This window comes from Paenibacillus dakarensis (genome assembly GCF_001373415.1).
GTDB lineage: Bacteria > Bacillota > Bacilli > Paenibacillales > Paenibacillaceae > Paenibacillus_AQ > Paenibacillus_AQ dakarensis.
On sequence record NZ_CDSE01000040.1, the window covers coordinates 23,131 to 48,934 of the forward strand.

Consider the following 25,804-nt stretch of genomic DNA (forward strand, 5'->3'; position numbering starts at 1 on the left):
TACTGCATGTTCAGAGCCTGTTCCCCTTCGTATAATGGGAACCAACCTCATCCCTAGCAGGGTTGAAAGACATCGTTCAGAAAGAAGGGAAGAAATGGAGAGACATTCGAAGAGAGAGATCATCAAGACACAGGTGCTGGTGCTTGGCGGCGGCGCGGGAGGTGTCGGAGCAGCCATTGCGGCTGCACGGGAAGGAGCCGAGACGATCATCGTGGACCGGCAAGGCTTTTTGGGCGGGAATATGACTATCGGTCTGCCTTTGCTGGCCTTTCTGGATGCCCAGGGACGGCAGGTTACCCGGGGGCTGCCGCAGGAAATTGTCGATCGCCTAATTGAGCTGGACGGATCCTTCGGACACCGGGAGTGCCCTCTGCACAATTCGACAACGGTCATTGACCCGAGCTTAATGAAGATCGTGATTTTCGAGAAGATCAAGAAGTACGGCGTCCAGCCGCTGCTCCACTGCGAGATTATCGGGACCCACGTGGAAGACGGGGAGTTGAAATCCGTTCTGTTAAAAGGAAAGGGACGGGAGATCGAAGTTTTCGCCGATGTATTCATCGATGCAACAGGAGACGGAGACGTTGCCTATATGGCGGGTGCTGATTATGAAAAAGGGCAGTATGCCAATGGAGAGACCCAGCCGCCTACCCTGATGTTTACCGTTGGCGGTTTTGATCTTGAGAGATTCATGGATTTCCTGGGAGAGCACCCGGAGGAGCTGAAGCACGGCTCGTCCATGAAGATCCGTCCCGGTTACACGGCGGAATTCTTGCGGGCCAGTGAGAACCATGTGTTTGTCGGTCTTAAGAACACGGTTTCCAAGCTGAGAGAAGAGGGGAAGTGCCCGATCAGCCGCGACACGATCATTTATATCAATCTGCCTAGAGAGGGCCATATTGCTTTAAACTGCATTCGCATTCTGAACTTCGACGGGACCAAGGTCGAGGAGCTGAGCCGGGGAGAAGTCGAGTCCCATCTTCAGGTTTTGCCGCTGATGAATATGCTTAAGGAACATGTTCCGGGCTTTGAAAATATCTTCTTATCTTCTATTGCGCCATTCCTGGGCATCCGTGAAACACGCCGCATCCTGGGCAAGCAGATGATCCGCGAGGAGGCTGCGGTGGGCGGAGTCATTCCGGACGATACCATTGCACTTGGTTCCTACATTATCGACATTCACAGCGGGTCGGGCGACTCCACGGTGATCCGTTCCCTGGCAGGGCCTTACGGCATCACATACGGGGCAACGATTTCCAAGGACGTCAAGCGGTTGATGCTCAGCGGACGCTGTATCAGCGTCGATCCTGTCGTATTCGGTTCTTCTCGTGTTATGCCTACATGTATGGCGGTCGGAGAGGGTGTGGGCATCGGCGCGGCATTGGCCGTTCAGCAGCAGCTCGCTCCGGAAGATGTCGACGTTCAGATCATCCGGCAAAAGCTGTGGAAATACGGTGCCATTCTCTCCTTGGAAGACGTAGCTGCGGCGAGTGCAACGTAGGCTGATGTGCATGTTAGTTAAGGAAGCCGGGGGGAGCTGATGTCATTTTCCTCGGCTCACATCCATACAGGAGGCGATTATATTGCTGGAAGGACAACTCACTTTTTTTGGAGGCACGGGTAAATCCGGAGGCGTTCAAGTGCTCTTCGGAAAAGGAAATCAGGCGTTATTATTCGATTTCGGTGTGGAGCACAGCAGCCTGCTTTTTCCGACTCAGGTTACGCTTTACGAGCCGGTGAACGCAACGCCGGGGCGCGAGCTGCGGCAATTTTTGCTCGGAGGCATGACCGCCCCGCTGATGGAACTGTACGATCCGGACCGAATCACAGAGCTCGATGCCGCGGCGGTTCGGCGGGCTTGGGGCGGCCGCGATTTCCCTCACTATGATCAAATCCATCTTTACATAGGACATATGCATACGGATCATATGGCGCTGCTTCCGTTTGCGCATCCGGATCTGCCGGTATACATGAGCCGCGATTCGCACGCCCTGTTCAAGGGCATGGTTGCAGGAGGGCATAGCCTGGATACGAAGGCTCAGATTACTGCGCTGGATGATCTCAGTATTATTGATTTCGGTGAGTTTACAGTACAAATCATTGAGATGGATCATAATGCAACGGGAGCCTCAGGCATCATTATCGATGACGGCACCCACACGATCGCTTATACCGGGGATTGGCGACGTCAGGGCAAGCGGCCGGAGCGGATTGACCGCTTTATCGAGCTGTGCCGGGACAAGCAGATCGATGTATTGATAACAGAAGGCACGCGCCTGACTGCAGATCCATCGTCCGTGCCTCATCAAATGACGGAGGAAACACTGCTTGCGAGCTTCTCCGATATCGTGTGCGAAGCGGAAGGGCTGGTGTATCTGCAGATGTCACCGAGAGATCTGGAACGAATGGCCGATATGATCTCGATTGCGGCAGGAAAAGGCAGAAGCATTGTCATGGAGGCCTCCCTTGCGGCTATATGGTATACAGCAGTTAGCGAAGGGGTTACCCGTCTGGAAGGCCACCCTGCTCTGGATATTCCAATACAGGTTATAGATGCCTCGGTACCGGCGCATTTGAACTTGCCCTATGAGATGATTTCTTTAGAGGAAGTGGCCGGGAATAAGGAGAAATATTTATACTTTTACAAATTTCCCGATCTGGCACATATGATTGAACTGGAAGCGCTCGGAGACCTTCAGGGCAAATCGGTATTCATTCAATCGGATTACAGTGTCAAGATCGAACATCCTCACCTGGCCAAGTTTCTGAAGGCGTACGGCATCACCGGACATGCCTTGTCCAACGGAGGACACGCTCATCCGGAGGCGCTGTCCGATCTCATCGGACGGATTGCGCCGAAAGCGGTAATTACACTCCACAGCCGGTTTCCGGAGTCGCAAAACACAAGAGGTGTGAAAGCCTACGATCCGGTAAAAGGGGAGACGGTCACGGTATCATCGATTCTGGAAACAGCCGCAAGCGGCGTTAACAGCTGATAGGGATGACCACCGGTTACCAGGATAGATCACAGAAGAAGGAGGAATATGAGAAAATGACGACAAGCATTACATTCGTCAGGCATGGCATCACGGATCATAATATCGAGAACAGAGCTCAGGGACATACGCAAAATCCGCTGAATGAAACCGGAAGGGCTCAGGCGGCGCGGGTCGCCAGGCGGCTTGCCCAAGAGAGCTGGGATGTGTTCATTTCCAGCGATCTTCGGCGTGCTCGGGAGACGGCGGAAATTATCGCCTCCGAGATCGGAAAGCCTGTCGACTTCTATGATGAACGTCTGCGGGAGATGGATCGCGGATTGATCGCCGATACCATCGAAGAGGAACGGGTTCAGCGATGGGGAGAGCGCTGGCATGAGCTGGATATGAAGCAGGAGACGGATGAGATGATGCGTGCTCGCGGCCGCAGCTTTGTGGAGGATATCTGGAAGCGGTTTGAGGGCAAGAAAATCCTTGTGGTCACTCACGGCTATTTTCTGGGCCAGACGCTTAAGGAACTGATGTGCGATGAGTCCACTGGCGTCAAACTGCGAAATACGTCCTTGACGACAATCTCACTTGACGGACCGGCCTGGAAGTACTCGCTTTACGACTGCATTAAGCATTTGGACGAATAAGCAGGATCATAAACAATGAGGGTATGCCTTCAATCGGTTGCGGAGGGCTGCACCTCATTGTTTTTACGTGTGTCAGTTGGGTTATCACACTTGTTAAAGCCGGTTTAACTCTCGAAATCTAGAAGGGCATATTCCCATGTTTTTGGAGAATACCCGGCTCAGGTACAAGCCGTTCTCATATCCGCAGCAGGTTGCAATCCGATCCAGTGTCATATCGGTATCAAGAAGCAGCTCACCGACCTTGCTGAGACGCAAGGACCGGACATAATCCGAAGGAGCGGTACGGAACGATTTGCGGAACCTTCGGGTAAACTGAACGGGACTGAGGCCCAGCGAATCAGAAAGCGCTCTCATACTAAACGGAGTGTATGCATTCTCACAGAGCCACTCCGCCGCCCGTTTCATCAGTGCATCTTCCACATCGCTGAGGAGCAGCATGTCATCAGGAAGGTTCTCTCTTTCCCAGACCTCGCATGCGAGCTGCCACATGTCGTTCAGGATCATCTGTTTGCGAAGGAGGCTGCGGGTGTCGGTTGAGAAGTGAAGATTCCTCAGATAAGCAAAATCAGAAGCAAGCCGCTTATTATCATGGGGCTGTACCAGAAACGCCGGAAGCATCGGTGTCATTACCGTCTGTTCCCCGTGGTCTATTTCAAAGCCAATATAGTGAAGCGCCAGCGGCAAAACCATCTCGCGTTCAAAAGAAAAACCCGGCGGGCAGAATACCAGGTCTCCGGCTCCCGCTTCTCCCCATTCCTCTCCGATCCGGTAATAGAATTTGCCCGCTTCCAGGGCAAACAGCACCCAGACGGAATACCGGTCCGTATCCATTTCAAACTTTTCCTTGCGTTCAAAATAGGCGTGAGAAACCAGGCGCAGCGTATGGTTCCACAAATTTGGTGTGTTCATTCCTTATCGAGTCCTTTTTCACCGAAATATTTTGTCTTATTGTATATTCATTGCTGCCGAATATTCAATGCATAGAAGAGTTTAATAGGTCTATCTACCCTACTAAATGGGATTAAGATACTATGTAATGAGCTTGAACAATACTGAGGCGAATTAGATCATATTTTAGATGGCCGTCGTGATGAGACGGTCCTTAAATTAAAGACTGGAGCCTGGTTGAGGATTGCCCCAATCATGCTCCAGTCTTTTCTCTGTCTTTTGTATCGTTTTCTTAGAAGATTTATAGGTCGACCTCTTTGATGAACTCCAAAGTATCCATATTTATTAACACGTCGATTTCATCCAAGGTGGCTGGATCTGTAACGCCTGCCCGGACAATTTGGTCACCCATTCGGGATACAGAGCTGACTTTACGGTCTTCGCCGATCAACTCCTCTCCTTGTGTAGAAATCAATCTGTAATACTCATTGCCCTCTTCCCAGTGGGGTTCATTGTAGTATAGAGATTGTTCTAATTGGATTCCAACTATATTTGGATCTGTAATGGGCGTTCCCTTTAAATCATAGAATTTCCATACTCCATCATCTTCGTTATACTCCCTCGAAACAATAACCTCATCTTGAATGAGGAAGCTTTCACTTTCAAAAATAACTTCACCGTCTACATTCATAATTTTACTGCCGACGATGAATTGATTCGATTCAGCAAGTCTGTTAGGTGTATATCGCTTTAAGTCAGTAGAGTATATGTCGTCAGCCTCTTCTTCTGATTCGCCTGCTGAAGGAGGATAAGGGAATTCTCTTACTAACTGACCTTGTAATGAAAACACCTTAATCTTATTGTCAAAAATAGTCACAACCTGATCGCCGATCACTTCATAATCCTTAAATAAGCCATCTTCTGTCTCGTTGAAACCCGAAATGAAATTCATATCAAATAATTGCCCGGCTTTGTTGTAGACACCTTGGCTTGTTTTTAAATATCCATTCCAGAAGCTGTCCACTTTGACAGAAGCAGCTCTAGTATCTTTACCTTCTTCATATGTTGAAATTTCAAAGAGCTCGTTTCCTTCTTTATCGATAGCGATGGTGCGCGAGTTTTGCAGATCATCACGGTCTTTTTCGATGGTTTTTACAACAGCGACCCCTTCAGAGAATGGAATGACGGAGCGAAACTGCGGCTCAATAGCCCATTCCCCTTTGGTATTCATATAACCCCATAATAGACCATCGTCTTCCCGGGGGCGCTCATCCTGAACGGCTAATGCAATAAGCCCGTCTTGAATCATTGGAGACTTCTCTCCTTCAAAAATGACAAGATTATACTCTGTTTGGGAGAAGTAAGGATTATATTCAATGTCTTTGATCTCATGGGTTGGTTCCAGCACCCAATCAAAGCTGCTGTTCATCATAGCGTAATAATCATCGCCATCACGGTTTAGTTCAAGGAAGGCAACATCCTCATGTTTAAATGTATACAGATGTTCGATTTCAAAGCCTTGTTCAGCGAGCCTCATCTGGGCCTCTTCTTCTTTTGTTGCTTCACCCGCTGCTTGTGTTGTGCTTACTTCATTTACGGTGCTCTGTACAGTCGCTTCCTTCTCACCACACCCCGCCAGCAATAAAAGTGCCAAGGATAGTGATGCTGCTGCTTTGCTCTTCATAAGTTTGTCCCTCTCTTGTTGAATTGTGTTATAAAAATGTAGGATAATTATACCATGTTTTTATGATAGATTTGGTAAAAATGTTTCGTTAGATTAGGTCTGATGACTTAGACTGAGAGGCTTTTAATGTATGGTGGTAATCCGGAACGCTGCTCTCCGTACTCATTATTCATAAATTACGTTATAATCACCTTGATTAAGGAGGTTGGATGCCATGCTTGATAAGCAAATGGAAACAACGATTCGCACCGAGCTGGAGCGGATCGAGAGCGAGGAGGGTGTGCGGATTCTGTACGCCTGCGAATCGGGCAGCCGCGCCTGGGGGTTTCCTTCCCGGGACAGCGATTATGATGTCAGGTTTATCTATGTCCGGCCGGTGAGCGAGTATTTGTCGCTGTTCGAGAAGCGGGACGTGATTGAGCGGCCGATCAGCGGCATGCTGGACATCGTCGGCTGGGACTTGAAGAAAGCGCTCCGTCTGTTTCTTAAATCGAATCCTCCGCTGCTGGAATGGCTGCAGTCGCCGATCAGGTACCTGGAGAAGTACTCTGTGGCGGAGCAGATTCGCCGCATCGCTCCCGAAACCTTCTCTCCCCGGTCATGCCTGCATCATTATTTGCATATGGCGCAGGGGAACTACCGGGATTATCTTCAGGGAGAGCAGGTCAAAATCAAGAAATATTTCTATGTGCTCCGTCCGGTGCTGGCCTGCGTCTGGATCGAACAGCATGACACGATGCCTCCGATTGAGTTTGAACGGCTGGTGGGAGATCTGATTCCTGAAGGCAGCGAGCTGAACGCGTTGATTCAAGAGCTTCTGGTCCGCAAAAAAGCAGGCGATGAGCTGGGCTACGAGCCCCGTCTAAGTCTGCTGAATGATTTTGTGGAGGAGAAAATGGCATATTATGCGCAAATCGCCTCGACTACGAAAACGGCAGCGGGCGGGAAAGGGCTGGATCAGCATCTGAATGATCTGTTCCGGTCGGCTCTGGAGGAAGTGTGGGGCCTGGAATTAGATGAATGACACCAACGCCCGCTGCACCGTTGTCCAGAAAGAAAAGAAGACCGGAGACACAAGCAGTTTTGCTGCTTAAGCTCCGGTCTTTTTTTATGGATGTTTAAAGAGGTTAAAAGGGCATCTCCACACCGAATTCCTCAGCTACGTCCCTGAGAAGCTCGGCAGTTTCCTGGCTGACAGGGATGCCGGACTTTGCCCATTCTACCTCACGGCGGGCTTCCAGGACGCCGGGGAGAGTCGCTTCGTCATGCCCCGGCATCGGGCGCATTTGAGCCGTGAAGTCCATATACGATTCCATCTGCTTGCGGAATGCCTCCGGATCTATAAAGCGTCCAACATCCAGGGCGATGATGAGAGAGCCCTGGTTAGCCCCGTTATATTTCCGCTGCGCTTCCCGGGCATCCAGAGGAACACCGGCGAGAAAACCGCCAAGCGCCTGGCACATAAAGCCGAGTCCCATACCGCGGAAGACTACGCCCGGCGCCATGCGGAACAATTCTTCGCCATGCGGGGAGTCGAGGGAAAGGTCATGCACCGCTCCGAAGTCAAGGATCATCGGGGCTTTGCTGCCGGCCGGCACCGCAAAGGACATGGGGGATCCGCCTGCCGCTTTCATAATCGAATCCTCCGGCGACAAATTCAGCTGGTGGCCTGAGGTGACATAAGCGATAAAGCCTTTCTCGGCGAGCAGCCGGGAATAGATGCCGGCTGCACCGATATGACCGTGATTCCGGGTAACGGCGGCTGCGACACCTTGCTTGCTGCAACGATCTGCCAGCTCTTCTACGGCCCGGTAACATGGAAAATAACCGAGCCCTCCATCTCCGTCTGCAAGAATAACGGATGGCGTCTCGTCCGAAAGCTGAATCTCGGGGTCAGGATTGATGAAGCCGTCGCGCATCAGCCGGGCATAATCTGCAATCTGCTTGGAACCATGGCTGAACACGCCCCGGAGATCATTTCGAACCAGCAGGTCGGCGAGAAAATCAGCTTTGCTGCCCGGCATGCCGGCCTCGCGGCCGATTGTGGCTATTAAGCTTTTAAGGGTTTCTGGCATCACTGGAGTGCTGTTATCGGATACGATATTCATAGTTGTAAACCCTCCTTATTGGATCATTGTCCTCTCGATATTTCCATTACCCTATTTGACGGTAGTTGAAAGTAATTTATGGAGACGCAGTAATGTTTTACCGACAAAAATTTATACTTAACGAGTATATGAGGAGAAGCGCCTTCTCTTGCCTGGAGATTGAATGGATATATTTCATTAATCTTTAGAAGCCCTTCGCCTTGGCTTGCAGAATGCAGATATGCTATATTTATTATTACAACATTTATTGTAATAAAGCCCGGGGGTGGATACCATCAAAGTATTGCAGTTAGGGATGGACGAAGCGGTGGAAATCGGCAAGGTGATCGCGAGTGAGCACCGCATGAATATTCTGAAAATTCTTAGCACGGGACCGCATAATGTGAACGAGCTGTCGGAGAAGCTGGGGCTTCCGTTTTCAACGACAGCGGTGCATGTGAAGCGTTTAGAGGACGCCTGCCTGATCACAACAGAGCTTGTTCCCGGACGCGGAACGCAAAAGGTGAACACGAAAATATATGACCGGATCATTATTGATTTGTTTACGGAATCAACGGATAAAGAGAAGAATGTCATCACTATCGATATGCCTATCGGTGAGTATGTCGACTGCCAGGCGGAGCCAAGCTGCGGCCTTGTCGGTGAAACTGACTATATAGGCATGCAGGACGATCCGCGGGCATTCTATGAGCCGGGCCGAAGAGAGGCCGAGCTGCTCTATTTCCGTCTGGGCTATGTGGAATACCGGTACCCAAACCGTATTCCTTACGGAAAAAATGCCGCCGAGGTTGAATTTAGCATGGAAATCTGCTCGGAAGCGCCTTATCATAAGCTGGATTGGCCGTCAGATATAACATTATGGGTTAACGATATCGAGATCGGTACATGGACATCTCCAGGAGACTTTGGCGGTCAGCGGGGGTTTAACACTCCGGAATGGTGGACAATCCATTTTACCCAGTACGGGCTTCTTAAGCATTGGAAAATCAATGAAAAGGGCACTTTTCTGGACGGCACGAGATTTTCAGATGTAACAGTGAGAGATATCAATCTGCAGGACAAGCCGTTTATATCTCTGAGAATCGGTGTTAAGAACGATGCATATAACGCCGGGGGGCTCAACCTGTTCGGGAAGGGGTTCGGGAATTACAGACAGGGGATTATTATGAATCTGAGGTATGGGGATTAGGTATTTTATCACAACTTAATAAATAGCATTAGGAAAAAAGAAAAACTCGAAGGTTTTTCTTTTTTTTTGCAGTAATAACGAGAGGGAGCAGCTAATTATGGGTATGCTTATAATTTTTATAACGAGTTATATTGAAATAAAACAATAAATGATGTTACAATGACTGTGAATTTAATGACTGTAACGTATAAATGAAATCTAATATGAAAGCGCTTCTACATGATAACACTACAGCATCCATGACATGAATACAGTAACGGGGGGAGAACAATGAGGGAGAAACTGTGTTTGAACGGAGTTTGGGGCTTTGCGGCGGACCGCAAAGGCGAAGGAGAACGGGAAGCGTGGTTCAGTAGAGAACTGCAGGGGACTGAGAGCGTAACGGTACCTCATATCTGGCAGAGAGAAGCGGAGTATGTGCATTATTGCGGCACAGCCTGGTATGAGAAATCTTTTAGAGCCGCAGATTTTTCCGGTGAAGGGCAGATTTACCTATGTTTCGGCGCTGTTGATTTTCAGGCCCGGGTATGGCTGAACGGCCAGTTTATCGGAGAGCATGAAGGCGGCTTTACTCCTTTTGATTTCGATGTGACTCAGGCGGTCAACCTTGAAGGCGAGAACCGTCTGACGGTGCGTGTGTACGATCCGCAGGACAATGCAGAAATTCCAATCGGCAAGCAGGGGAGCTGGTATACCCGGATCAGCGGTATCTGGCAGGACGTATATCTGGAATCACGCAGCTCCTGCTTTATTCAATATGCGCATGTCCATCCTTATATCGATGAAGGGATCGCGGCGGTGCGGATGCAGCTGTCGGAGGCACCTGCAGGGGGAAGCATCCTGGAGCTGTCCGTGACCAATCATCTTCAAACTGAGCAAGTCGTTGCCAAGGTACTGGTGCCTGCATCGGACGTAAGAATTATGCAAAATGTTGAGCTGCCGGATGCCGTGTGGTGGACTCCGGAGCAGCCACACTTGTATGATCTGCGCGTTAGACTGTTGAAAACAGCCGGCGGGGATGTGGTTGATGAATACGAGACTTATTTTGGCATGCGATCGGTCGAGTTTTCAGACGGTCAGCTTTATCTGAATCACAAGCCGCTGTTTGTGAGAGGAGCGCTTGATCAGGCATATTATCCCGATACGATCTATGCTGCGCCATCGGACGAATGGATCCGGAATGAAATCCGGCTGGCCAAGCAGATGGGATTTAATCTTTTGCGCAAGCACATCAAGGTGGAAATTCCGCGCTATCTGTATTGGGCAGACCGAATGGGCATGCTGATTTGGGCTGAGCCGCCGAATGTGGTCAAATGGTCCGCCCAGAGCCGCCGGCGTTTCTATGATGAACTGCTGGGCATGATTATTCGCGACTTCAATCGTCCGTCCATCCTGATCTGGTCCCTCTATAATGAGGAATGGGGACTGGAGTGGGATTTGGCAAACGATAAGGAGAAGCAGGAGCATGTCATGGCAATGTATGATGCCATCAAGGTGCTCGATCCGACGAGACTGATCTGTGATAACTCGGGCTGGATTCATGTGAAGACGGATATCAACGATTATCACCGGTATTATGTGGTTCCGGAGCAGCATGATGAGTGGAAGTCAGACATTGAAGAATATATGGCTGGTACACCTGAAGCCAACTATGTGAAGGGCTACGTGCCAAAAGGTGAACCGATCATCGTCTCGGAGTTCGGAGTATGGGGCTTGCCGAGCGTGAAGAAACTGAAAGAATTCTACGGCGGTGAACCATCCTGGTTCGGAAATGTAGGGGATGATACACACCGTGAGGATTTTAAAAATCCGCTGAATGCTGAAGCGAAATTTGAAAAATACCAGCTGGACCGCATATTTGGCGATATGGAGAACCTGTCGGTTCATTCCCAGAAACGGATGCACCGGGCTGTGAAAGCGCTGATCGAGGAAATGCGCAAGCATCCTGGTATCAACGGTTATGTCGTGACGGAATTTACAGATGTGGAATGGGAAACGAACGGCTGGCTCGACTATACACGTCAGCTGAAGCTGGGCATGGATCGCGCTGCAGATTTTAATGGCGGACTGATTGTGATGGCAGACCGGATATCGCACAATCTGTGGAGCGGGCAGCAGGAATCCTGGGACATCGTTATCTCCAATCATGACCTCGTGCCGCTTCAGGGTGTATTGAGCTGGAGTATCGAAGGCACAGAGGCTGCCGGAACCCTGAAGGTGAAGGCAGGAGAGGAAGCGCTGCTCCGTTTGGAGAACGCCATTTCGTTTGAAGCACCGGATGTACCGGAAGCCTCCTTCTATACGCTTAAGCTCAGTCTGGAGCTGGAAGGCGGACGGAATGCGGTGAACGAGGAAGAGCTGACAATATCGCCGCCTGTTCAGATAGAGACAGCACAAGCGGTGAGAGTTAACCCTTATCTTATGAGCAAGGAATTTGGGTCCCGTCTGAGCGATGGCGGAATGGTGCTGACGGATACGCTGATGGATGCTGAGGTGGTCATCACCTCCGTGCTGGATGAAGCGGTTATGGAATATTACCGTGGAGGCGGACATGTCATTTTCCTGGCGGAAGAAGGGGACAGGTTGTCCCAGAAGGAACAGTTCACCTTCCGCGAGCTTGTGCAGGGCGAAAGCTGGGACCGTACCTCTTCGTTCAACTACGTGGATCCGGCTTATTTCGAGGGCGTTCCGCTTCAACATGAGATGGGCTGGGAGATGGAGGGATTGTATCCCGACTATGTCATCCCGCTAAGCAATTACAACAAGCTCGGCGGCACGATCGGTCGCGTCGTCTATATGTTCGGCAACGAGAATATTACCGAAACGAGCGAAATCATCTCTGGCTACTTCCAGGGCTGGCTCGGCCAGGCCGGAAGCTCGCTGCTCGTGCAGCGCAGTGCGGGCGGCAGCCTGACGCTGACGACCTGGAAGCTGAAGGACAACTACGGCAAGCACCCGATTGCTACACAAATCGTAAACACTCTGCTCGGGAAATGCCGGAAGCAGTAAGTTATACCAACAAGCGTCTGGATATGCTGAAACAAGTATAAAAAGGTACCCATAGACTTAGACCCTTTTACAAGTGTTTAGTCTGTGGGTACCTGTTATCGTTAATCTACTTTTTTGTCACTTCAGCAGCAGCCTTCTCTCCAGCGATTCGTCCGGAACCGTAGGCAAAGCCCAATGTTCCGCCTTCCAGATAAACATAGCTGTCGCTGTATACGCCGCTTACTTCACTTCCTGCAGCATACAGTCCTTGAATGGTCTTGCCATCTTCACCGATTACCTGAAGGTTCTGATTGACTTCAATTCCGCCCAGTGTACCCAGGAATACAGAAGGGGTAATCTTAACCGCATACAGCGTACCCTCTAGATTATCCAAGTACTTCGCATCCTTAAAGTGATCTGTATCTTTACCTTCCGCACAAAGCTCGTTGTAGCGGTTAATCGTGTCAACCAGGTTGGACATACCAAGCTTCTCTGCCATTTCTTCAGGGCTCTCCGCTTTGATAATGGCACCTTCCTCTACGAGCTTGTTAATTTCTTCTGTTAAATCCACAGGCGTAATGCTATCTTCGTAACGTTTAGAGGTATCAATCTCATGTCCCACTTCGATGAATTTCGTCGGATTGGTTGCCAATTCACCGCCGAATACATCGGTAATACCAGCAAAGCCTTTTTCCTTCACTGTTTCGATCAATGTAGAATCGAACAATTCGTACGCTGTTTGCTGGGGAAGAGACTTAATGACGTTAGATGATTTAATCGGCTCAAATGTAAATTCTTCATTCATAAAGCGATTGCCGTCCACATCGACATGCAGATAAGGGTTCAGCAGCGCTGTATTCAAAGTCGTATTCCAGCTGGTTCCGCCACGGGATACGCCGTAATGCATCATGATCGCTTTATCATAATCAGCGTCTCCGCCAGCTTTTTTAGCAAACTCAATACCCGTTCCCACATTCGTTGCTACACGGCTTTGACCAAATCCTTCACCAAAGGTTTCAGCCACCTTTTCTTCATTACCGCCAAATCCGCCCGTAGCCAAAATAACAGCATCGGCATGAATGGTCAGTGTGCCGCCATCTGCTTTTTCGGCAATAATCCCAGTAACTTTATCATCTTCTGTGATGATGTCTTTAGCTGTGGTTTCATACAGCACTTGTCCGCCCTTATTCTGAATCGAATTGTGCAAAGCGGTAATTCCCTTCACTCCGCCTTCCGTATACCCATGCAGAGTGGAAGCGGGATGTGTCTCGATATGCTCGTAATAACCGCCAGTAGCCGGATGAGCAAGGGTTAACTTTACTCCGTTCTCAATTAGCCAGTCTACCGTTTCTCCGGAATTTTGAATCACTTTAGACAGCAAACCGCCATTCACTTGATAGTTTCCTGTGTCTACGAATTGATCATAATACCACTTCGGATCAACCGTTTCACCTTTTTCGGTTTGCTGCGAAGAATTTGTCGCAAACATGCCGCCTGCCATAGTCCCTTGTCCTGCAGGACTTGCAGTCGTTTCTACCACCACCACTTTTGCACCATTCTCAGCAGCCTTTAAAGCTGCAGAAGATCCAGAGGCACCGCCGCCGACCACGACGATTTCAGTTGTGATTTCTTCGTTAACCCCATTTTTTACGATGGTTTTGGACCTAAGCTTCTCTACATCTCCGCCCGCTTGCTGTACACAGTCGGCAACAGCATCGATAATGGCATTGCTTGTAGCAGTAGCACCAGAAATCGCATCTACCGCCAAGGATTGACCTTCCAGGATACTCGCTGGAATCTTCTCCAGAGCAGGATCAGCAAGTCCTTCGGTTTCGGAGCCTTGTTTGACTTCAATATTCGTGATTTCTGTATCAGAGAAAGTAACTTCGACTGCTACATCACCGTTTTTACCCTCTCCACTGCCCGTATAAGTTCCGGCTTTGTAGCTTTCTTCACCTTTTGCCGCAACGGCAGTATCACTTGTTGCAGCAGCAGTATCACTCGCTCCATTTCCGGTGCATGCACTAAGAACGATACAGCAACTAAGAAGAATGATTGAAAGCTTTGACCCCATTTTTTTTGAATTTTCCATTACAACCTCCCCTTGAGCCTATGAGTAATATAATTTCCATCGATAGTGTAAAACCCTGTGTTACATTTAGGTCAAATGACAAAAAGTGTATAGCATATTTGAAAAAGAGTGATATAGACTATAGATTGTTACAAAATTCACAAATAGTATATTGGATATTAAGGTCTACTCTTCATAAAGAGGATCAATCATAGTGAAATAATCGAAAATATGTTAAACGCAGGGTGAAAAATATGATGGATAAATATAAAATTGGGGATTTCGCTGCTAATTTAGGTGTAACTCCCGACTTACTAAAACATTACGAGAAGCATAATATAATCAACAGCGAGAAACGCGGGGAAGGTGGGTACCGTTACTATCACTTAACTCAAGTTCCACAGATTCTTGAAAGTAAAAAATTCCAGAAGCTAGGCTTTAAGCTTCGTGAGATTGAGAATATGCTGCACCATAATTCCATAGACACCTTAGTTGACAGCCTGATCGAGAAAACAGAAGCACTAGCTGATGAAATTAGCGACAAACAGCTTGTTTTACATTATGCTCAACATCTATGTACGCTGCTACGGGATATACAAAATGATAACTTTGACGGGAAATGGTATATCGGAAAGATAGGTTCGCGCTATTTTTTTCCGCATTCCAAAGGATATAACTTTGCTCCAATTTCCAGGTCTGTTCGGGATCAGCTATCTAATTGGATCAATTCTATACCTGTCGTGGAGCAATGTTCCCGTATCACTTTTCATAATAAAAAGTACAGTGATCTGACTTTTGGGCTTTCGATCAACAGCGAGCATGCTGAAACCCTTAATCTATATGTCGAAGACCCTGTGGAGGAAATCAATGAAAGCTGGGGGCTTATCTATCAGAGTTCACAGGTTGGCGGCAATCCCAAAGAACAAGACTTCATTAACCGGGTATTGGAAAGACCTTTGCATGTTCTGGAAAAGCATCGATTAACTCCCAATGGAGATATCCTCATCCGTACTTTACTTGAAACGCTCGATAACGGGGGGAAATATTATCACCGTATAATCATGATCCCCTTGGAGAGTGAATGATGGCAGATGCATGGCGGATATGATTATGTATTCTGCATAGATCAGGAAACAGTAAGGAGAACAGATATTCAAGAAAATGTCCCCTTGAAACATAGGAAAGATGGAAATCTATAAGAAACCGGGGCCTCCCTAACGGAAGGCCCCGGTTTCTTATATCTATTATAAAATGTGGCTCAGGCAAGCTACCGGTTCTCTTCCGGTGGGGCGAATGAATCACCCTGTGATCCACATATCGTGGCATGATGCGGAGGCTTATTGTAAATGGGCCGGCGTTCGTCTGCCGACAGAAGCCGAATGGGAGTATGCGGCACGAGGAGGTCTCGCTCGCAAAACCTATCCGTGGGGAGATATGTTGAAACCGGAAGGGGAGCACCGCTGCAACATTTGGCAGGGGAAATTTCCCATGCGAAACCAAGCCCTCGATGGTTATATAGGAACCGCACCCGTGGATGCATACCAGGCCAATGGATATGACCTATATAATGTTTCCGGTAACGTATGGGAATGGTGCAGTGATTGGTTTAGCCCGGACTATCACCGGCTGACATCCGACCGCAATCCGGAATACCTGAAGCCGACCGGAAGGCGTTCGATGCGCGGCGGATCCTACTTGTGTCACAGATCGTATTGCAACCGTTACCGCGTAGCGGCACGCAGCTCCAATACGCCAGATAGTTCGTCAGGGAACTGTGGATTTCGTGTGGCGCGTTCTTTGTAAGTCAAGGGATCATAATCTTGCTTCTCCATCATCATTTTGTATTCCTTGGCGAGTAATGGACCGCCTTCAGCCAAGCTCTGATGAAGTCTCCTTGTGCACTCTGTACAGATGTCTGAGCAGCATACTATAATATAGTGATCTTAGCCCTGTTTATACCTGAATGCGTTTACAATTATCCCTCTGCGAAAAAGTACGAACCTATTGGATATTTATTTGGCACTACCAGAAAGCGTTGGGAAAATGGGAGGAACATTGCATGAATGATTGGATTCAATATGCTGCACAGATAAAGCCTTCAGACAGACAAGCGGCCTTGCAGGAGATGGAATTCTATGCCTTTATACACTTTACGGTGAATACGTTTACCGATAAAGAATGGGGGGACGGCACGGAGGATCCGGCGATATTTAATCCTACCCAGTTTGATGCCAGGCAGTGGGTGGAGTCCTGCCGTGATGCCGGCATGAAAGGACTCATTCTGACTTGTAAGCATCATGATGGATTTTGTCTGTGGCCAAGCCAGTTTACGGAGCATTCCGTCAAGAGCAGTCCTTGGAAACACGGTGAGGGGGATATCGTCAGGGAGGTTGCAGATGCTTGCCGCCAGGGTGGAATTAAGTTCGGGATTTACTTGTCTCCGTGGGATCGCCATGAACCCTCCTACGGGGACTCGCAAAGGTACAATACGTATTTTATTAATCAATTAAGAGAGCTGTTGACGAATTACGGTGATATTTTCTGCGTCTGGTTTGACGGCGCGTGCGGTGAAGGTCCGAACGGGAAGCGTCAGGAATATGATTGGGACGCCTACTATTCGGTCATCCGCAAGCTTCAACCCAATGCGGTAATTTCCGTATGCGGACCGGATATCCGGTGGTGCGGAAACGAAGCGGGGTATTGCCGCGAATCGGAATGGAGTGTCGTGCCGGAATCCCTCCGCTCAAGTGAGCGAGTGCAGGAAAAATCGCAGCAGACAGATGACCGTGAATTTTCCCGCCGCTATGATTCCCAGGACCGTGACTTGGGGAGCAGAGAGATTATTTCTAAGGAACAGAAATTGGTGTGGTATCCTGCGGAGGTGAATACATCCATTCGCCCTGGCTGGTTCTATCACGCGGATGAGGACGATAAGGTACGGTCACTTGATGAACTGCTTCACATTTATTACGGCTCGGTTGGCGGAAACGCAACCTTCCTACTGAATTTACCTCCGGATCAGCGCGGACTCATTCACGAGAATGACCGCGCACGCCTGAAGGAGCTCGGAGAGACACTCCGCAATACCTTTAGGACGAATCTGGCTGAAGGAGCAGCGGCAGTGGCTTCGGAGACCAGGCAAGGTTACGGGGTCCAGCATATTCTGGACGGAAAGCGTGACACGTTCTGGTCGCCTGAAGAGGGTACTGAGCAGGCGTTGATTGAAGTGGATCTGCTGGATGAGAAGATAATCAATCATATTGTGCTAAAGGAGAATCCTTACAGCCAGCGAATTGAGCGCTTTGAGCTGGAATATCTGGAGAACGGAGAGTGGAAGCTGCTATATCACGGTACGGTTATCGGTTATAAGCGTATATGCCGGTTTGAGGACCTTAAGTCCCGGTATATCCGCTTAAAGATTAACGAATCCAGATGGTGCCCTACACTTTCTGCGTTTGAGGTATACCGGGGTTAACTGAATGGAATGCTTATTTCACAGCTCGTTTCATCAATTCCCATGCTTCTCCTGTATCCGTTCCTGCAGCGGTTTTTTATAAAAGGCGTGATGATTGGATCCGTTAAAGGATGAATAGATGTTATGGAATATTTAAAACTGTCTGAAAAGGCAGTTTTTTTGTTTTTTTCTTTTTCTGCACCTTTATAATTCCATATCGCATCTTTAAAAAGTCTTATTTCGAAGGCTTCACGGCTTCTCTATGATGGAGGGAAAGGGAGGTGAAGGCGGAGATCTCACCGGGATACAAACCTGTTCATTGATAAAAACATAGGAGGCATGAAATGATGAAGAAACGAGGGAACACGGCCAAAAGGGCCGGAATGGCTATGCTCGCAGCACTGATTTCAGTAAGCGCTTTCAACTGGGTGCCTGTATCGGCGGAAGAGAGCTCTGGCGGAATAACCGGGGGCGTGACAAAGGACGATCCGGGATTTACGTATGAAGGGACGTCCAGAGACTGGTGGCCGGCAAATGACTATTACTATCTGGAAAGCCCGGAGGTGAAGCTTACAGTCGGGACGGTAAGAACTGCCGGGATGGATCCCAAGGACTGGACAGATAACGCATCCGGTAATAACAAATGGGGATCGCTGACCCGAGGACATATGATGGATGCGGTTCCGAAGCAGACGATGCAGGAAAACCTTGATTACACGGAATTTGTGCTGAGTGATAATCTCGGAGTGACCCCGGCAGACGAAGCGGCCGGCAAGCATATGGAATGGTCCTGGTTCCATCCTCTGCACAAGCTGGAGTTCCCGAATATCCGCCTGGATGGCAGCACGATTGCCGCCAGCGGGGATTGGGATTTCAACGACCAGATGAAATCGTCTGTACGTTACTCCATTGTTGAAGGCACGCCGCTGATTAAAATGGAGGTCACGCTGGATAACCGCACCGGAAAAGACTTCAACGGAAGCTTCGGCTATATTATCGACCCGGACCAGCCGGGAGAGCAGCATAGCTATCTTCCGGGAAGGAACTGGGTATACAGCCAGGAGAAAAATCCGATCCGGGAAGGCTGGACGGAGAACTATCTCTTCAGCGGAATTAACAACACGTTTTCGGGCAAAACGGCACATGCGATCATCTGGCCGCAGGACCAGCAGCCAAAGTCGATTATGCACGAGGCCATTTTCATGGGTACGTGGTTTGAGGCCAATATTCCGAACGGTCAATCCAAGGATTATGTTGTCTACCATCTGCCTCATGTAGCAGGCCCCGGTGATAAGCCTTACGCGGTTGCAGAATTCTGGGCACGGTTTATCCGGGATAACGAGAATCCGGCGGATTACGGAAGTATCCTGGGACAGCTGACCAATGAAGCTGGAGAACCGGTCGCTTTTTCAGAAGTCGAGGCCAGAGATGGAAGCGGTGCTCTGTATTCAAGAGCCATGACCGATAAGAACGGTAAATATCAGATATTCGCCAAAAAAGGCATATACGAGATCACGCCGATGAACAGCGCTTACTCGATGGAAAGCCGGACAGTGGAGCTGAATGGCGGGGACCGTCTTCAAACCGATTTTCTGATGCGCAAATTTGCGGAGATGCAGGTGACATTACCTTCTGTGCTTGCCGCTGAGGAGCCTTTTGAAATTACGGTATCTGTTAAAAATGTGACGGATCAGCCAATTCAAGACGTTCAGCTGGAAATCAGGGCGCCATATTTCGTCCATCTTCTGGAGAGCGGGAAGGGCGCTATTTCGGAGCTGGCACCTGGTGAGCAGAAGGAGTGGAAGGTCCAGGCCGCAGCTCTGGAAGGCGGTCGCTCAGACATTCAGGCGACGGCAAGTAAAGAAGGAATGTTTCAATTAATAAGCCGGCAAAGCTTCGATGCCTTTGGTGCAGGCTATTACGGAGGGGACAACCACACTCATACCAAGCACAGTGACGGCGTGAATACGATCGCGGAGAACTCGGCAAGCGTATATGGCAAAAGGCTGCTGTCCTGGGCATGGAGCCAGGAGCATAATAAATTCTCCCATAAGGCTGATGCGGATCAGGTAACGGCCAGCTACGATGGACGCTTTCTCAGTCTGGCAGGTACAGAAGTCACCACCTCAATGGGTCATGCGCTGGTTTATGGCAACGATCAAGCACCGCGCTTTGATATTGACGGTCAACGATATACCTGGCAGGACAGTATCAACGAGGTCACGAATCAGGGCAGTCTCTTTTACTTCGCTCATCCGTTCGAGCAGACCTATGCCTTGAAAACACCTTATGAATGGCGCGGCTTTACGGGTGTGGAGGTATGGAACGGAACCTGGCATGCGCTGGACCGCGGTGTGAATGAACGGGCGTTCAAGTTCTGGGATGAAATCAACATACGTGGAGACCGCAAGTATTACGGCATAACGAATACCGATGCACATACCCGGGATAAGGCAGGGGATACTTACAGTAAAGGCCGCATGGAAGGATTGACGGAGGAGAATGTACTGGAGCTGCTGCGCACTGGCAGTTATTTCGGTACTAATGGGCCGGAGATCCGGTTCAGTCTGGATGGCATCGATATGGGCGGGACATTGCGGATTAATGAGTCCGGCAAGGCTGTCATGAACATCGAGGCCATGGATCCCAACTCCAGCCTGACCCGTGTCCAGGTCATCAAATATCCGGTGACAGGCGATATGGCGGATTACGATAAACGTGAAATTGTATTTGAGGAAGATCTGACTGGCCAGGGAAAGAATCTATATCTTAAAAGCCTGGAGATACCGGTGAAGGACCGGGAGTTTTACAGGCTCGAGGTATTCAGCGAGAAATCCAATGAGAACAGTTCAGGCATCGGGCCTTTGACAGGCACGGGCTTCGCTTACTCGAATCCCATTTGGATCGAAGCAGGCACTCCGAATTCGGTGCTCGTGGAATCGCTAGCTTATGACGGAGAGGAAATGTTTGAGGGTCAGCCCCGCTTTGGGATAGGAACACTGGGCATCATCGGGGATGCTTTCCAGGTGGAGAATTTGCAGATTGTCACCCGGGAAAATGCACAGGTATCCGATTTGAGCTTTAAAGAGCTGGTTAGCGGAACGGCGAAGCAAGGAATACTGAAATTTACCGTAACCGCAGAAGACGGCACGGCGCGGGACTATCGTTATCTGATCTCCCTGGATACCGAGAGCATGAAAAATGCCGATCTGTCAGCTTTATCACTGAGCCAAGGGGAATTATCCCTTGCTTTTCATCCAAATGTGACCGAGTATGATACAGAAGTAACTACGTCCGTTAACAGCGTACGCATCACTGCATTGGCTTCCGACATCAAGGCGAAGATTGCAGTGAATGGTACTGAACTTGTGGACGGTCAGATCTCGGATCCTGTCAAGCTGAATCCTGGCATAAACAATATTAGAATTGATGTAACAGCACGGGACGGACAGACTGTGAAAAGCTATACCGTTCGTGTTAACCGAACGAAAGGCACAGGCACCGGCAAAGGTAAGGGCGGCGAGCAAGGGCTCGAATCTCATGAAGACTATTCGGCTGTAGAGCAAGAGGAAGAATAACTCAAGCTAAAGGGATTTTCCCCCGAAAGCACAGATGCTTTAAACGTATGGATAAATGTTCACTGAATAAAACAGGGTACCCAAGGATGAACCTTGAGTGCCCTGTTTGTTTTTATAGTGGTACCTGCACGAAGCAGCGTAGAGGACGAAGCGATCCTGGAAAAGCGAAGCGATCGCTAAAAGCTTTCCAAAGGAAAGCTACATCGGAAGCATAAGCTTTGTCCCCGAATTTCTCCCGTTAGATAATGATTCAGGAAATTCGGGGGCAAGAGCGATTGGAGGGATGTTTCGTCCGCGGAGCGTCTCACACAAAAGAACAAAACATCTTATTCCTTTACAGCGCCCAGCACGATGCCTTTGACAAAGTACTTTTGCAGGAAGGGATACACAAGCAGAATAGGCAGCGCACCAATGAAGATTTGAGCCGACTTGACCGTTTTGTTCGAGATGTTTTCCAGATCACGTCCAGAGGAAGACAGCTGGGTCGCATCAATCTGAACTAATATCGTCTGAAGGAAGGTCGACAATGGGTATTTATCCGACTGTGACAGATAGATCAGCCCGTCGAACCAGGAGTTCCAATGGGTTACCATCGTAAACAGGGACAGCGTAGCCACCGCAGGCAGGGAAATCGGCAAAAAGATCTGAAATAATATCCTGAAATGACCGGCTCCGTCGATGAGTGATGCTTCCTCCAGCTCACGGGGAATGCCGCGGAAAAAGCTCATCATAAGGACGAGCAGCCATACGTTGATTGCAGACGGCAGTATAAGAGCCCAAAGAGAGTTCATAAGGCCCAGCTTCTGTACGACGATATAGGTCGGAATCATGCCCCCGCTGAACAGCAGTGTAATGATGAAAAACCAGGCGTAGAACGGTCGCGTACGGAAGGAGGAATTATGCTTGGACAGCGGGTAGGCTGCCAGGAAGACAACCAGCATCCCAAAAGCTGTACCGATTACGGTCCGCTGCACGGCTACGACGAGAGAGCGCAGAAAGTCCGGGTTGTTGAGTGTTTTTTTGTAGGCATCAAAGGTAAAATCAACAGGCAGCAGCCCGATCAGATTGGCATTGGCCGGCGCTTTTCCGCTTAATGAGACAGCCAGCGTATGGACGAGGGGCAGCAGGCAGATAAAGCCGATGAACGCCAGAAGAGCATAGTTGAACACGCTGAACGTGCGGTAGGATCTTGTTTTATAGTACATCAGGTGCGCCTCCTCCTAGAAGATTCGATAGTTTGCAACCTTGTGGGCGATACGGTAAACCAGAACGACCAGAACAAGGCTGACTACGGATTTAAACATGCCAATCGCCGCTGAAAAGCTGAGCTGCTGATCCAGGATGCCGACCCGGTAGACGAAGGTATCGATGATGTCGCCTTTGTCGTATACCATCGGATTGTACAGATTGTAAATCTGGTCAAATCCCCCGCTCAGGATGTTGCTGAGCTCGAGAGTTGCGCAAACCACAATGATCGGAACGAGGGCAGGAAGTGTGATAAAGAGCGTTTGCTGCCAGCGGTTCGCGCCGTCGACCTCGGCCGCCTCATACAGATTGGGATTGATGCCGGCGAGGGCGGCCAGATAAATAATCGTTCCGTAGCCGAACTCCTTCCAGATATGACTGAGGACAGCAGTAAAGCGAAACCAGTCGCCGTCGCCCAGAAAGAAGACCGGGTTCAGACCGAACCATTCCGTCATAATGCGATTGACCAATCCTCCCTGAGGAGACAGCAGATCCACCAGAATACCGCCCAAGATCACCCATGACAAGAAATGCGGGAGATAGACGAAGGTCTGAATCGTACGCTTGAATACGGATTTCCGGACCTCATTGAGCATCAGGGCAAAAACGACCGGGACAATAATGATGAATACAATCTTGAGAACAGCGATCAGCAGCGTATTCATAATCACCTGGGTGCTGTCCTTGCGTTCAAAGATGGCGGCAAAATGCTCCAGGCCCACCCATTCGGAATTGATGAACCCCGTCCAGGGCTTGAAATTTTGAAAGGCCATAACAGAGCCGAACATCGGCAAATAATTGAACAGTAGAGCCAGTACTACCGCGGGCAGCAGCATGAGATGGAACGCCCAGGTCACTTTGCGGTGACGAAGCAGGCGCTGCCTTTTTTTTACGATGGCTGGGGTCGCGGGAACACTTTCAACATGCACGTCCATGGCATAACCATCCTTCACTTGTTAGAGTTATCCATAATTCTAGCATGGGTTCCAGGGCATCCAAATAACGGATCATTAACATGGAATACCGTTTTATTAACCATTTCAGAAAGAGCACACCGCATATTAATAAAAGCGTATCGGTTGTTAATAATGGATTATTTCTTCTAAGGATAAATGAGTTTAGGATAAGAGATAAATTTATTTAGGAAATGAGGGAAGGCAAATGGCAAACCATGTTCGCAGATTTCTTGTAATAGCAATGACAATGCTTCTGGTCTTCGTTACCGTTGTCGGCTGTTCGGGAGGAGGGGGCGATACTGGAAAAACGGCCGAACCAGTAAAAGCCGAAGAAGGAAAGACCGAACCAGCAAAGGCCGAGGCACCAGATGAGGGGCTAAAACCCGTCAACGGCAAATTCGATCCGCCTGTCACCATCACGACAGTACGCCGCATGGCCGGGGCTGTACAGTTTAAGAATGGGGAAACTATTGACGACAATGTTCATTACCGCTGGGTAAAAGACAATCTGGGCATTGAGATCAAGAATCTGTGGTCCGTGAAAGATTCGAATGGAGCCTATGCCACCAAGCTGAAACTGGCCCTGTCTTCGAATGAAAAAATGCCGGACGTGCTGTTTGCAAGCGGCCAGGAAGCCCAAATGCTGATCGACTCAGGCAAGTTTATGGAGGTTGGCGAGCTTTTTGACAAGTATGCAGGAGAAACATGGAAGAAGGCTATGAGTGAAGATCCATCTGTATGGCATGAATTTACGAGGGACGGAAAGCGGTACGGCATTCCGAATCTTGATTACGACTACAACAATGATCCTGTCCTCTGGGTCCGCGGAGACTGGATGAAGAAGCTGAATCTGGATCCGCCAAAGACACTTGATGAATATGAAAAAATGCTGGATGCCTTTACTAACGGCGATCCTGATGGAGACGGACAGAAAAATACGTACGGTGTCTCAACAGGTCTGAAGGATTCATACGGCGATTCGTTTGGCCTTGGCTGGGTGTTCGGTGCCTATGGCTCCATGCCGTCATTCTGGATTAAGAAAGACGATGGAACCATCGCGTACGGTTCCGTTCAGCCGGAGATCAAGCAGGGCCTTCAGAAGCTGAAGGAATGGGTTGAGAAAGGCTATATCCCGCAGGAGGCAGGCATCTGGAACGCCGAGAAGGCAGGTGCATTTATGTCAGCAGGCAGCGGAGGAACTTTTGCAGGACCTTACTGGTCTGAGGCATGGCCAATGGGAGATCTGACCAAGAATAATCCGGGAGCGGAGCTGACGACCTTTACTCTGCCGACAGGACCGGACGGAAAAAGCATGCACTATGGCCGCCATCCATACAATGGCGCATTGTTTATCAATAAAGATATGAAGAATCCGGAGATTTTCTTCCACTATGCAAATTACATGTTCGATAACGTTGCAGATCCGAAGCCGGGAAGCGAGTTTGAAAATGGCTGGGCCAAGGGCTATGACTGGGATATGGTGGACGGCAAGGTTACCTATGACCTTGAAAAGGTTCCAGGCGGCGGCGTACGCGTATTCTTCTACGGTCTGCTGGATCAGGGTCCGCGTATTCCTTCCCAGAACGTTCAGGCTCTCGTGAAGATTGCCGAATCGGGCAAGGCGGAAACACCATACGAAAAGATCTGGGGCGGCTTCGTTCCACCGATTGAGCTCCAGTCCGCGACGAATGTATGGAACTCGAGAGAGCATTCCGTCAAAACGGCGTTTACCGGCGGTAAAACGAAAACAATGGAAAGCAAGTGGGACTATCTGAAGAAGCTCGAGATGGAAACTTACAGCAAAATCGTATTTGGCGGCGAGTCACTGGACTCCTTCGACAAATTCGTTGAGGAGTGGAATAAGCAGGGCGGTGAGCAGATTACGAAGGAAGTTAATGAATGGTATACCAGCGTTACCCAGTAACAAAGATGGGAAAATGAAGGTATTCCGGCTCATTTATGCCCGGGCTTACAGGAATAGCCATGCAGGGTAGGGAATGTTTTTAAAA

General features: G+C 49.3%; 16 protein-coding genes and 1 pseudogene. 11 read left to right on the top strand and 6 right to left on the bottom strand.

Annotated elements, in window-relative coordinates; translation table 11 throughout:
- Positions 1 to 94: 94 nt before the first annotated feature.
- The 3 genes from BN1234_RS11295 to BN1234_RS11305 all read left to right on the top strand — a co-directional run bounded on the left by BN1234_RS11295 (position 95) and on the right by BN1234_RS11305 (position 3,634).
- Positions 95 to 1,501: an FAD-dependent oxidoreductase gene (locus BN1234_RS11295; protein ID WP_054956767.1), complete on the top strand. Its 1,407-nt coding sequence runs from the start codon at positions 95 to 97 to the stop codon at positions 1,499 to 1,501.
- 82 nt (positions 1,502 to 1,583) lie between these two features.
- Positions 1,584 to 2,996: an MBL fold metallo-hydrolase gene (locus tag BN1234_RS11300; protein WP_054956768.1), complete on the top strand. Its 1,413-nt coding sequence runs from the start codon at positions 1,584 to 1,586 to the stop codon at positions 2,994 to 2,996.
- Between the two features lie 56 nt (positions 2,997 to 3,052).
- Positions 3,053 to 3,634, top strand: coding sequence for a histidine phosphatase family protein (locus BN1234_RS11305; RefSeq protein ID WP_054956769.1), 582 nt, complete (start codon positions 3,053 to 3,055; stop codon positions 3,632 to 3,634).
- A 93-nt stretch (positions 3,635 to 3,727) separates the two neighbouring features.
- Here BN1234_RS11305 and BN1234_RS11310 read toward each other — a convergent pair whose 3' ends face one another.
- Positions 3,728 to 4,543, bottom strand: a complete 816-nt coding sequence (locus BN1234_RS11310; RefSeq protein ID WP_082423168.1) for an AraC family transcriptional regulator — start codon at positions 4,541 to 4,543, stop codon at positions 3,728 to 3,730.
- A 280-nt stretch (positions 4,544 to 4,823) separates the two neighbouring features.
- The gene (locus BN1234_RS11315) at positions 4,824 to 6,206 is read right to left on the bottom strand and encodes a WG repeat-containing protein (protein ID WP_054956771.1); all 1,383 of its coding nucleotides are present in this window, start codon (positions 6,204 to 6,206) and stop codon (positions 4,824 to 4,826) included.
- Between the two features lie 214 nt (positions 6,207 to 6,420).
- Between BN1234_RS11315 and BN1234_RS11320 the strand changes: the two genes are divergently transcribed.
- A complete protein-coding gene (locus BN1234_RS11320) occupies positions 6,421 to 7,230 on the top strand; it encodes a nucleotidyltransferase domain-containing protein (protein ID WP_054956772.1) in 810 nt (269 codons plus the stop codon).
- A gap of 103 nt (positions 7,231 to 7,333) precedes the next feature.
- On the opposite strand, the gene BN1234_RS11325 is transcribed toward BN1234_RS11320, so the two are convergent.
- On the bottom strand, positions 7,334 to 8,314 hold the full coding sequence (locus BN1234_RS11325; protein WP_054956773.1) for an Ldh family oxidoreductase: 981 nt from the start codon (positions 8,312 to 8,314) through the stop codon (positions 7,334 to 7,336).
- Positions 8,315 to 8,597: 283 nt separating this feature from the next.
- Here BN1234_RS11325 and BN1234_RS11330 point away from each other — a divergent pair, with 283 nt between their 5' ends.
- Both BN1234_RS11330 and BN1234_RS11335 read left to right on the top strand, forming a co-directional pair.
- Entirely contained in the window at positions 8,598 to 9,503 is a 906-nt protein-coding gene (locus BN1234_RS11330) for an ArsR/SmtB family transcription factor (RefSeq protein ID WP_306455060.1), read from the top strand.
- Positions 9,504 to 9,791: 288 nt separating this feature from the next.
- Positions 9,792 to 12,512: a glycoside hydrolase family 2 protein gene (locus BN1234_RS11335; RefSeq protein ID WP_170308028.1), complete on the top strand. Its 2,721-nt coding sequence runs from the start codon at positions 9,792 to 9,794 to the stop codon at positions 12,510 to 12,512.
- A gap of 106 nt (positions 12,513 to 12,618) precedes the next feature.
- Here BN1234_RS11335 and BN1234_RS11340 read toward each other — a convergent pair whose 3' ends face one another.
- Positions 12,619 to 14,583, bottom strand: a complete 1,965-nt coding sequence (locus tag BN1234_RS11340; RefSeq protein ID WP_211751802.1) for an FAD-dependent oxidoreductase — start codon at positions 14,581 to 14,583, stop codon at positions 12,619 to 12,621.
- Between the two features lie 233 nt (positions 14,584 to 14,816).
- On the opposite strand from BN1234_RS11340, the gene BN1234_RS11345 reads away from it, so the two are divergent.
- The 4 genes and pseudogenes from BN1234_RS11345 (at position 14,817) to BN1234_RS11360 (ending at position 21,594) form a co-directional block, all read left to right on the top strand.
- Positions 14,817 to 15,647 (top strand): MerR family transcriptional regulator, encoded by an 831-nt coding sequence (locus tag BN1234_RS11345; protein ID WP_054956776.1) that lies wholly within the window; start codon positions 14,817 to 14,819, stop codon positions 15,645 to 15,647.
- Positions 15,648 to 15,852: 205 nt separating this feature from the next.
- Positions 15,853 to 16,365 (top strand): annotated as a pseudogene (locus BN1234_RS11350) (formylglycine-generating enzyme family protein); the annotation flags it as partial.
- A 256-nt stretch (positions 16,366 to 16,621) separates the two neighbouring features.
- The gene (locus BN1234_RS11355) at positions 16,622 to 18,037 is read left to right on the top strand and encodes an alpha-L-fucosidase (protein WP_054956777.1); all 1,416 of its coding nucleotides are present in this window, start codon (positions 16,622 to 16,624) and stop codon (positions 18,035 to 18,037) included.
- 323 nt (positions 18,038 to 18,360) lie between these two features.
- Positions 18,361 to 21,594: a CehA/McbA family metallohydrolase gene (locus BN1234_RS11360; protein WP_054956778.1), complete on the top strand. Its 3,234-nt coding sequence runs from the start codon at positions 18,361 to 18,363 to the stop codon at positions 21,592 to 21,594.
- A gap of 326 nt (positions 21,595 to 21,920) precedes the next feature.
- On the opposite strand, the gene BN1234_RS11365 is transcribed toward BN1234_RS11360, so the two are convergent.
- A complete protein-coding gene (locus BN1234_RS11365; protein WP_054956779.1) occupies positions 21,921 to 22,799 on the bottom strand; it encodes a carbohydrate ABC transporter permease in 879 nt (292 codons plus the stop codon).
- Positions 22,800 to 22,814: 15 nt separating this feature from the next.
- Positions 22,815 to 23,774 (bottom strand): ABC transporter permease, encoded by a 960-nt coding sequence (locus BN1234_RS11370; protein ID WP_054956780.1) that lies wholly within the window; start codon positions 23,772 to 23,774, stop codon positions 22,815 to 22,817.
- A 226-nt stretch (positions 23,775 to 24,000) separates the two neighbouring features.
- Here BN1234_RS11370 and BN1234_RS11375 point away from each other — a divergent pair, with 226 nt between their 5' ends.
- Positions 24,001 to 25,719, top strand: a complete 1,719-nt coding sequence (locus tag BN1234_RS11375; protein ID WP_054956781.1) for an extracellular solute-binding protein — start codon at positions 24,001 to 24,003, stop codon at positions 25,717 to 25,719.
- Positions 25,720 to 25,804 lie beyond the last annotated feature (85 nt).

Bases quoted from the DNA above. Each gene is read 5' to 3' on its own strand.
- BN1234_RS11315 (WP_054956771.1), bottom strand. From the start codon at position 6,206: ATGAAGAGCAAAGCAGCAGCATCACTATCCTTGGCACTTTTATTGCTG.
- BN1234_RS11375 (WP_054956781.1), top strand. From the start codon at position 24,001: ATGGCAAACCATGTTCGCAGATTTCTTGTAATAGCAATGACAATGCTT.
- BN1234_RS11325 (WP_054956773.1), bottom strand. From the start codon at position 8,314: ATGAATATCGTATCCGATAACAGCACTCCAGTGATGCCAGAAACCCTT.
- BN1234_RS11370 (WP_054956780.1), bottom strand. From the start codon at position 23,774: ATGGACGTGCATGTTGAAAGTGTTCCCGCGACCCCAGCCATCGTAAAA.
- BN1234_RS11305 (WP_054956769.1), top strand. From the start codon at position 3,053: ATGACGACAAGCATTACATTCGTCAGGCATGGCATCACGGATCATAAT.
- BN1234_RS11310 (WP_082423168.1), bottom strand. From the start codon at position 4,543: ATGAACACACCAAATTTGTGGAACCATACGCTGCGCCTGGTTTCTCAC.
- BN1234_RS11345 (WP_054956776.1), top strand. From the start codon at position 14,817: ATGATGGATAAATATAAAATTGGGGATTTCGCTGCTAATTTAGGTGTA.
- BN1234_RS11320 (WP_054956772.1), top strand. From the start codon at position 6,421: ATGCTTGATAAGCAAATGGAAACAACGATTCGCACCGAGCTGGAGCGG.
- BN1234_RS11340 (WP_211751802.1), bottom strand. From the start codon at position 14,583: ATGGAAAATTCAAAAAAAATGGGGTCAAAGCTTTCAATCATTCTTCTT.
- BN1234_RS11355 (WP_054956777.1), top strand. From the start codon at position 16,622: ATGAATGATTGGATTCAATATGCTGCACAGATAAAGCCTTCAGACAGA.
- BN1234_RS11295 (WP_054956767.1), top strand. From the start codon at position 95: ATGGAGAGACATTCGAAGAGAGAGATCATCAAGACACAGGTGCTGGTG.
- BN1234_RS11365 (WP_054956779.1), bottom strand. From the start codon at position 22,799: ATGTACTATAAAACAAGATCCTACCGCACGTTCAGCGTGTTCAACTAT.
- BN1234_RS11360 (WP_054956778.1), top strand. From the start codon at position 18,361: ATGATGAAGAAACGAGGGAACACGGCCAAAAGGGCCGGAATGGCTATG.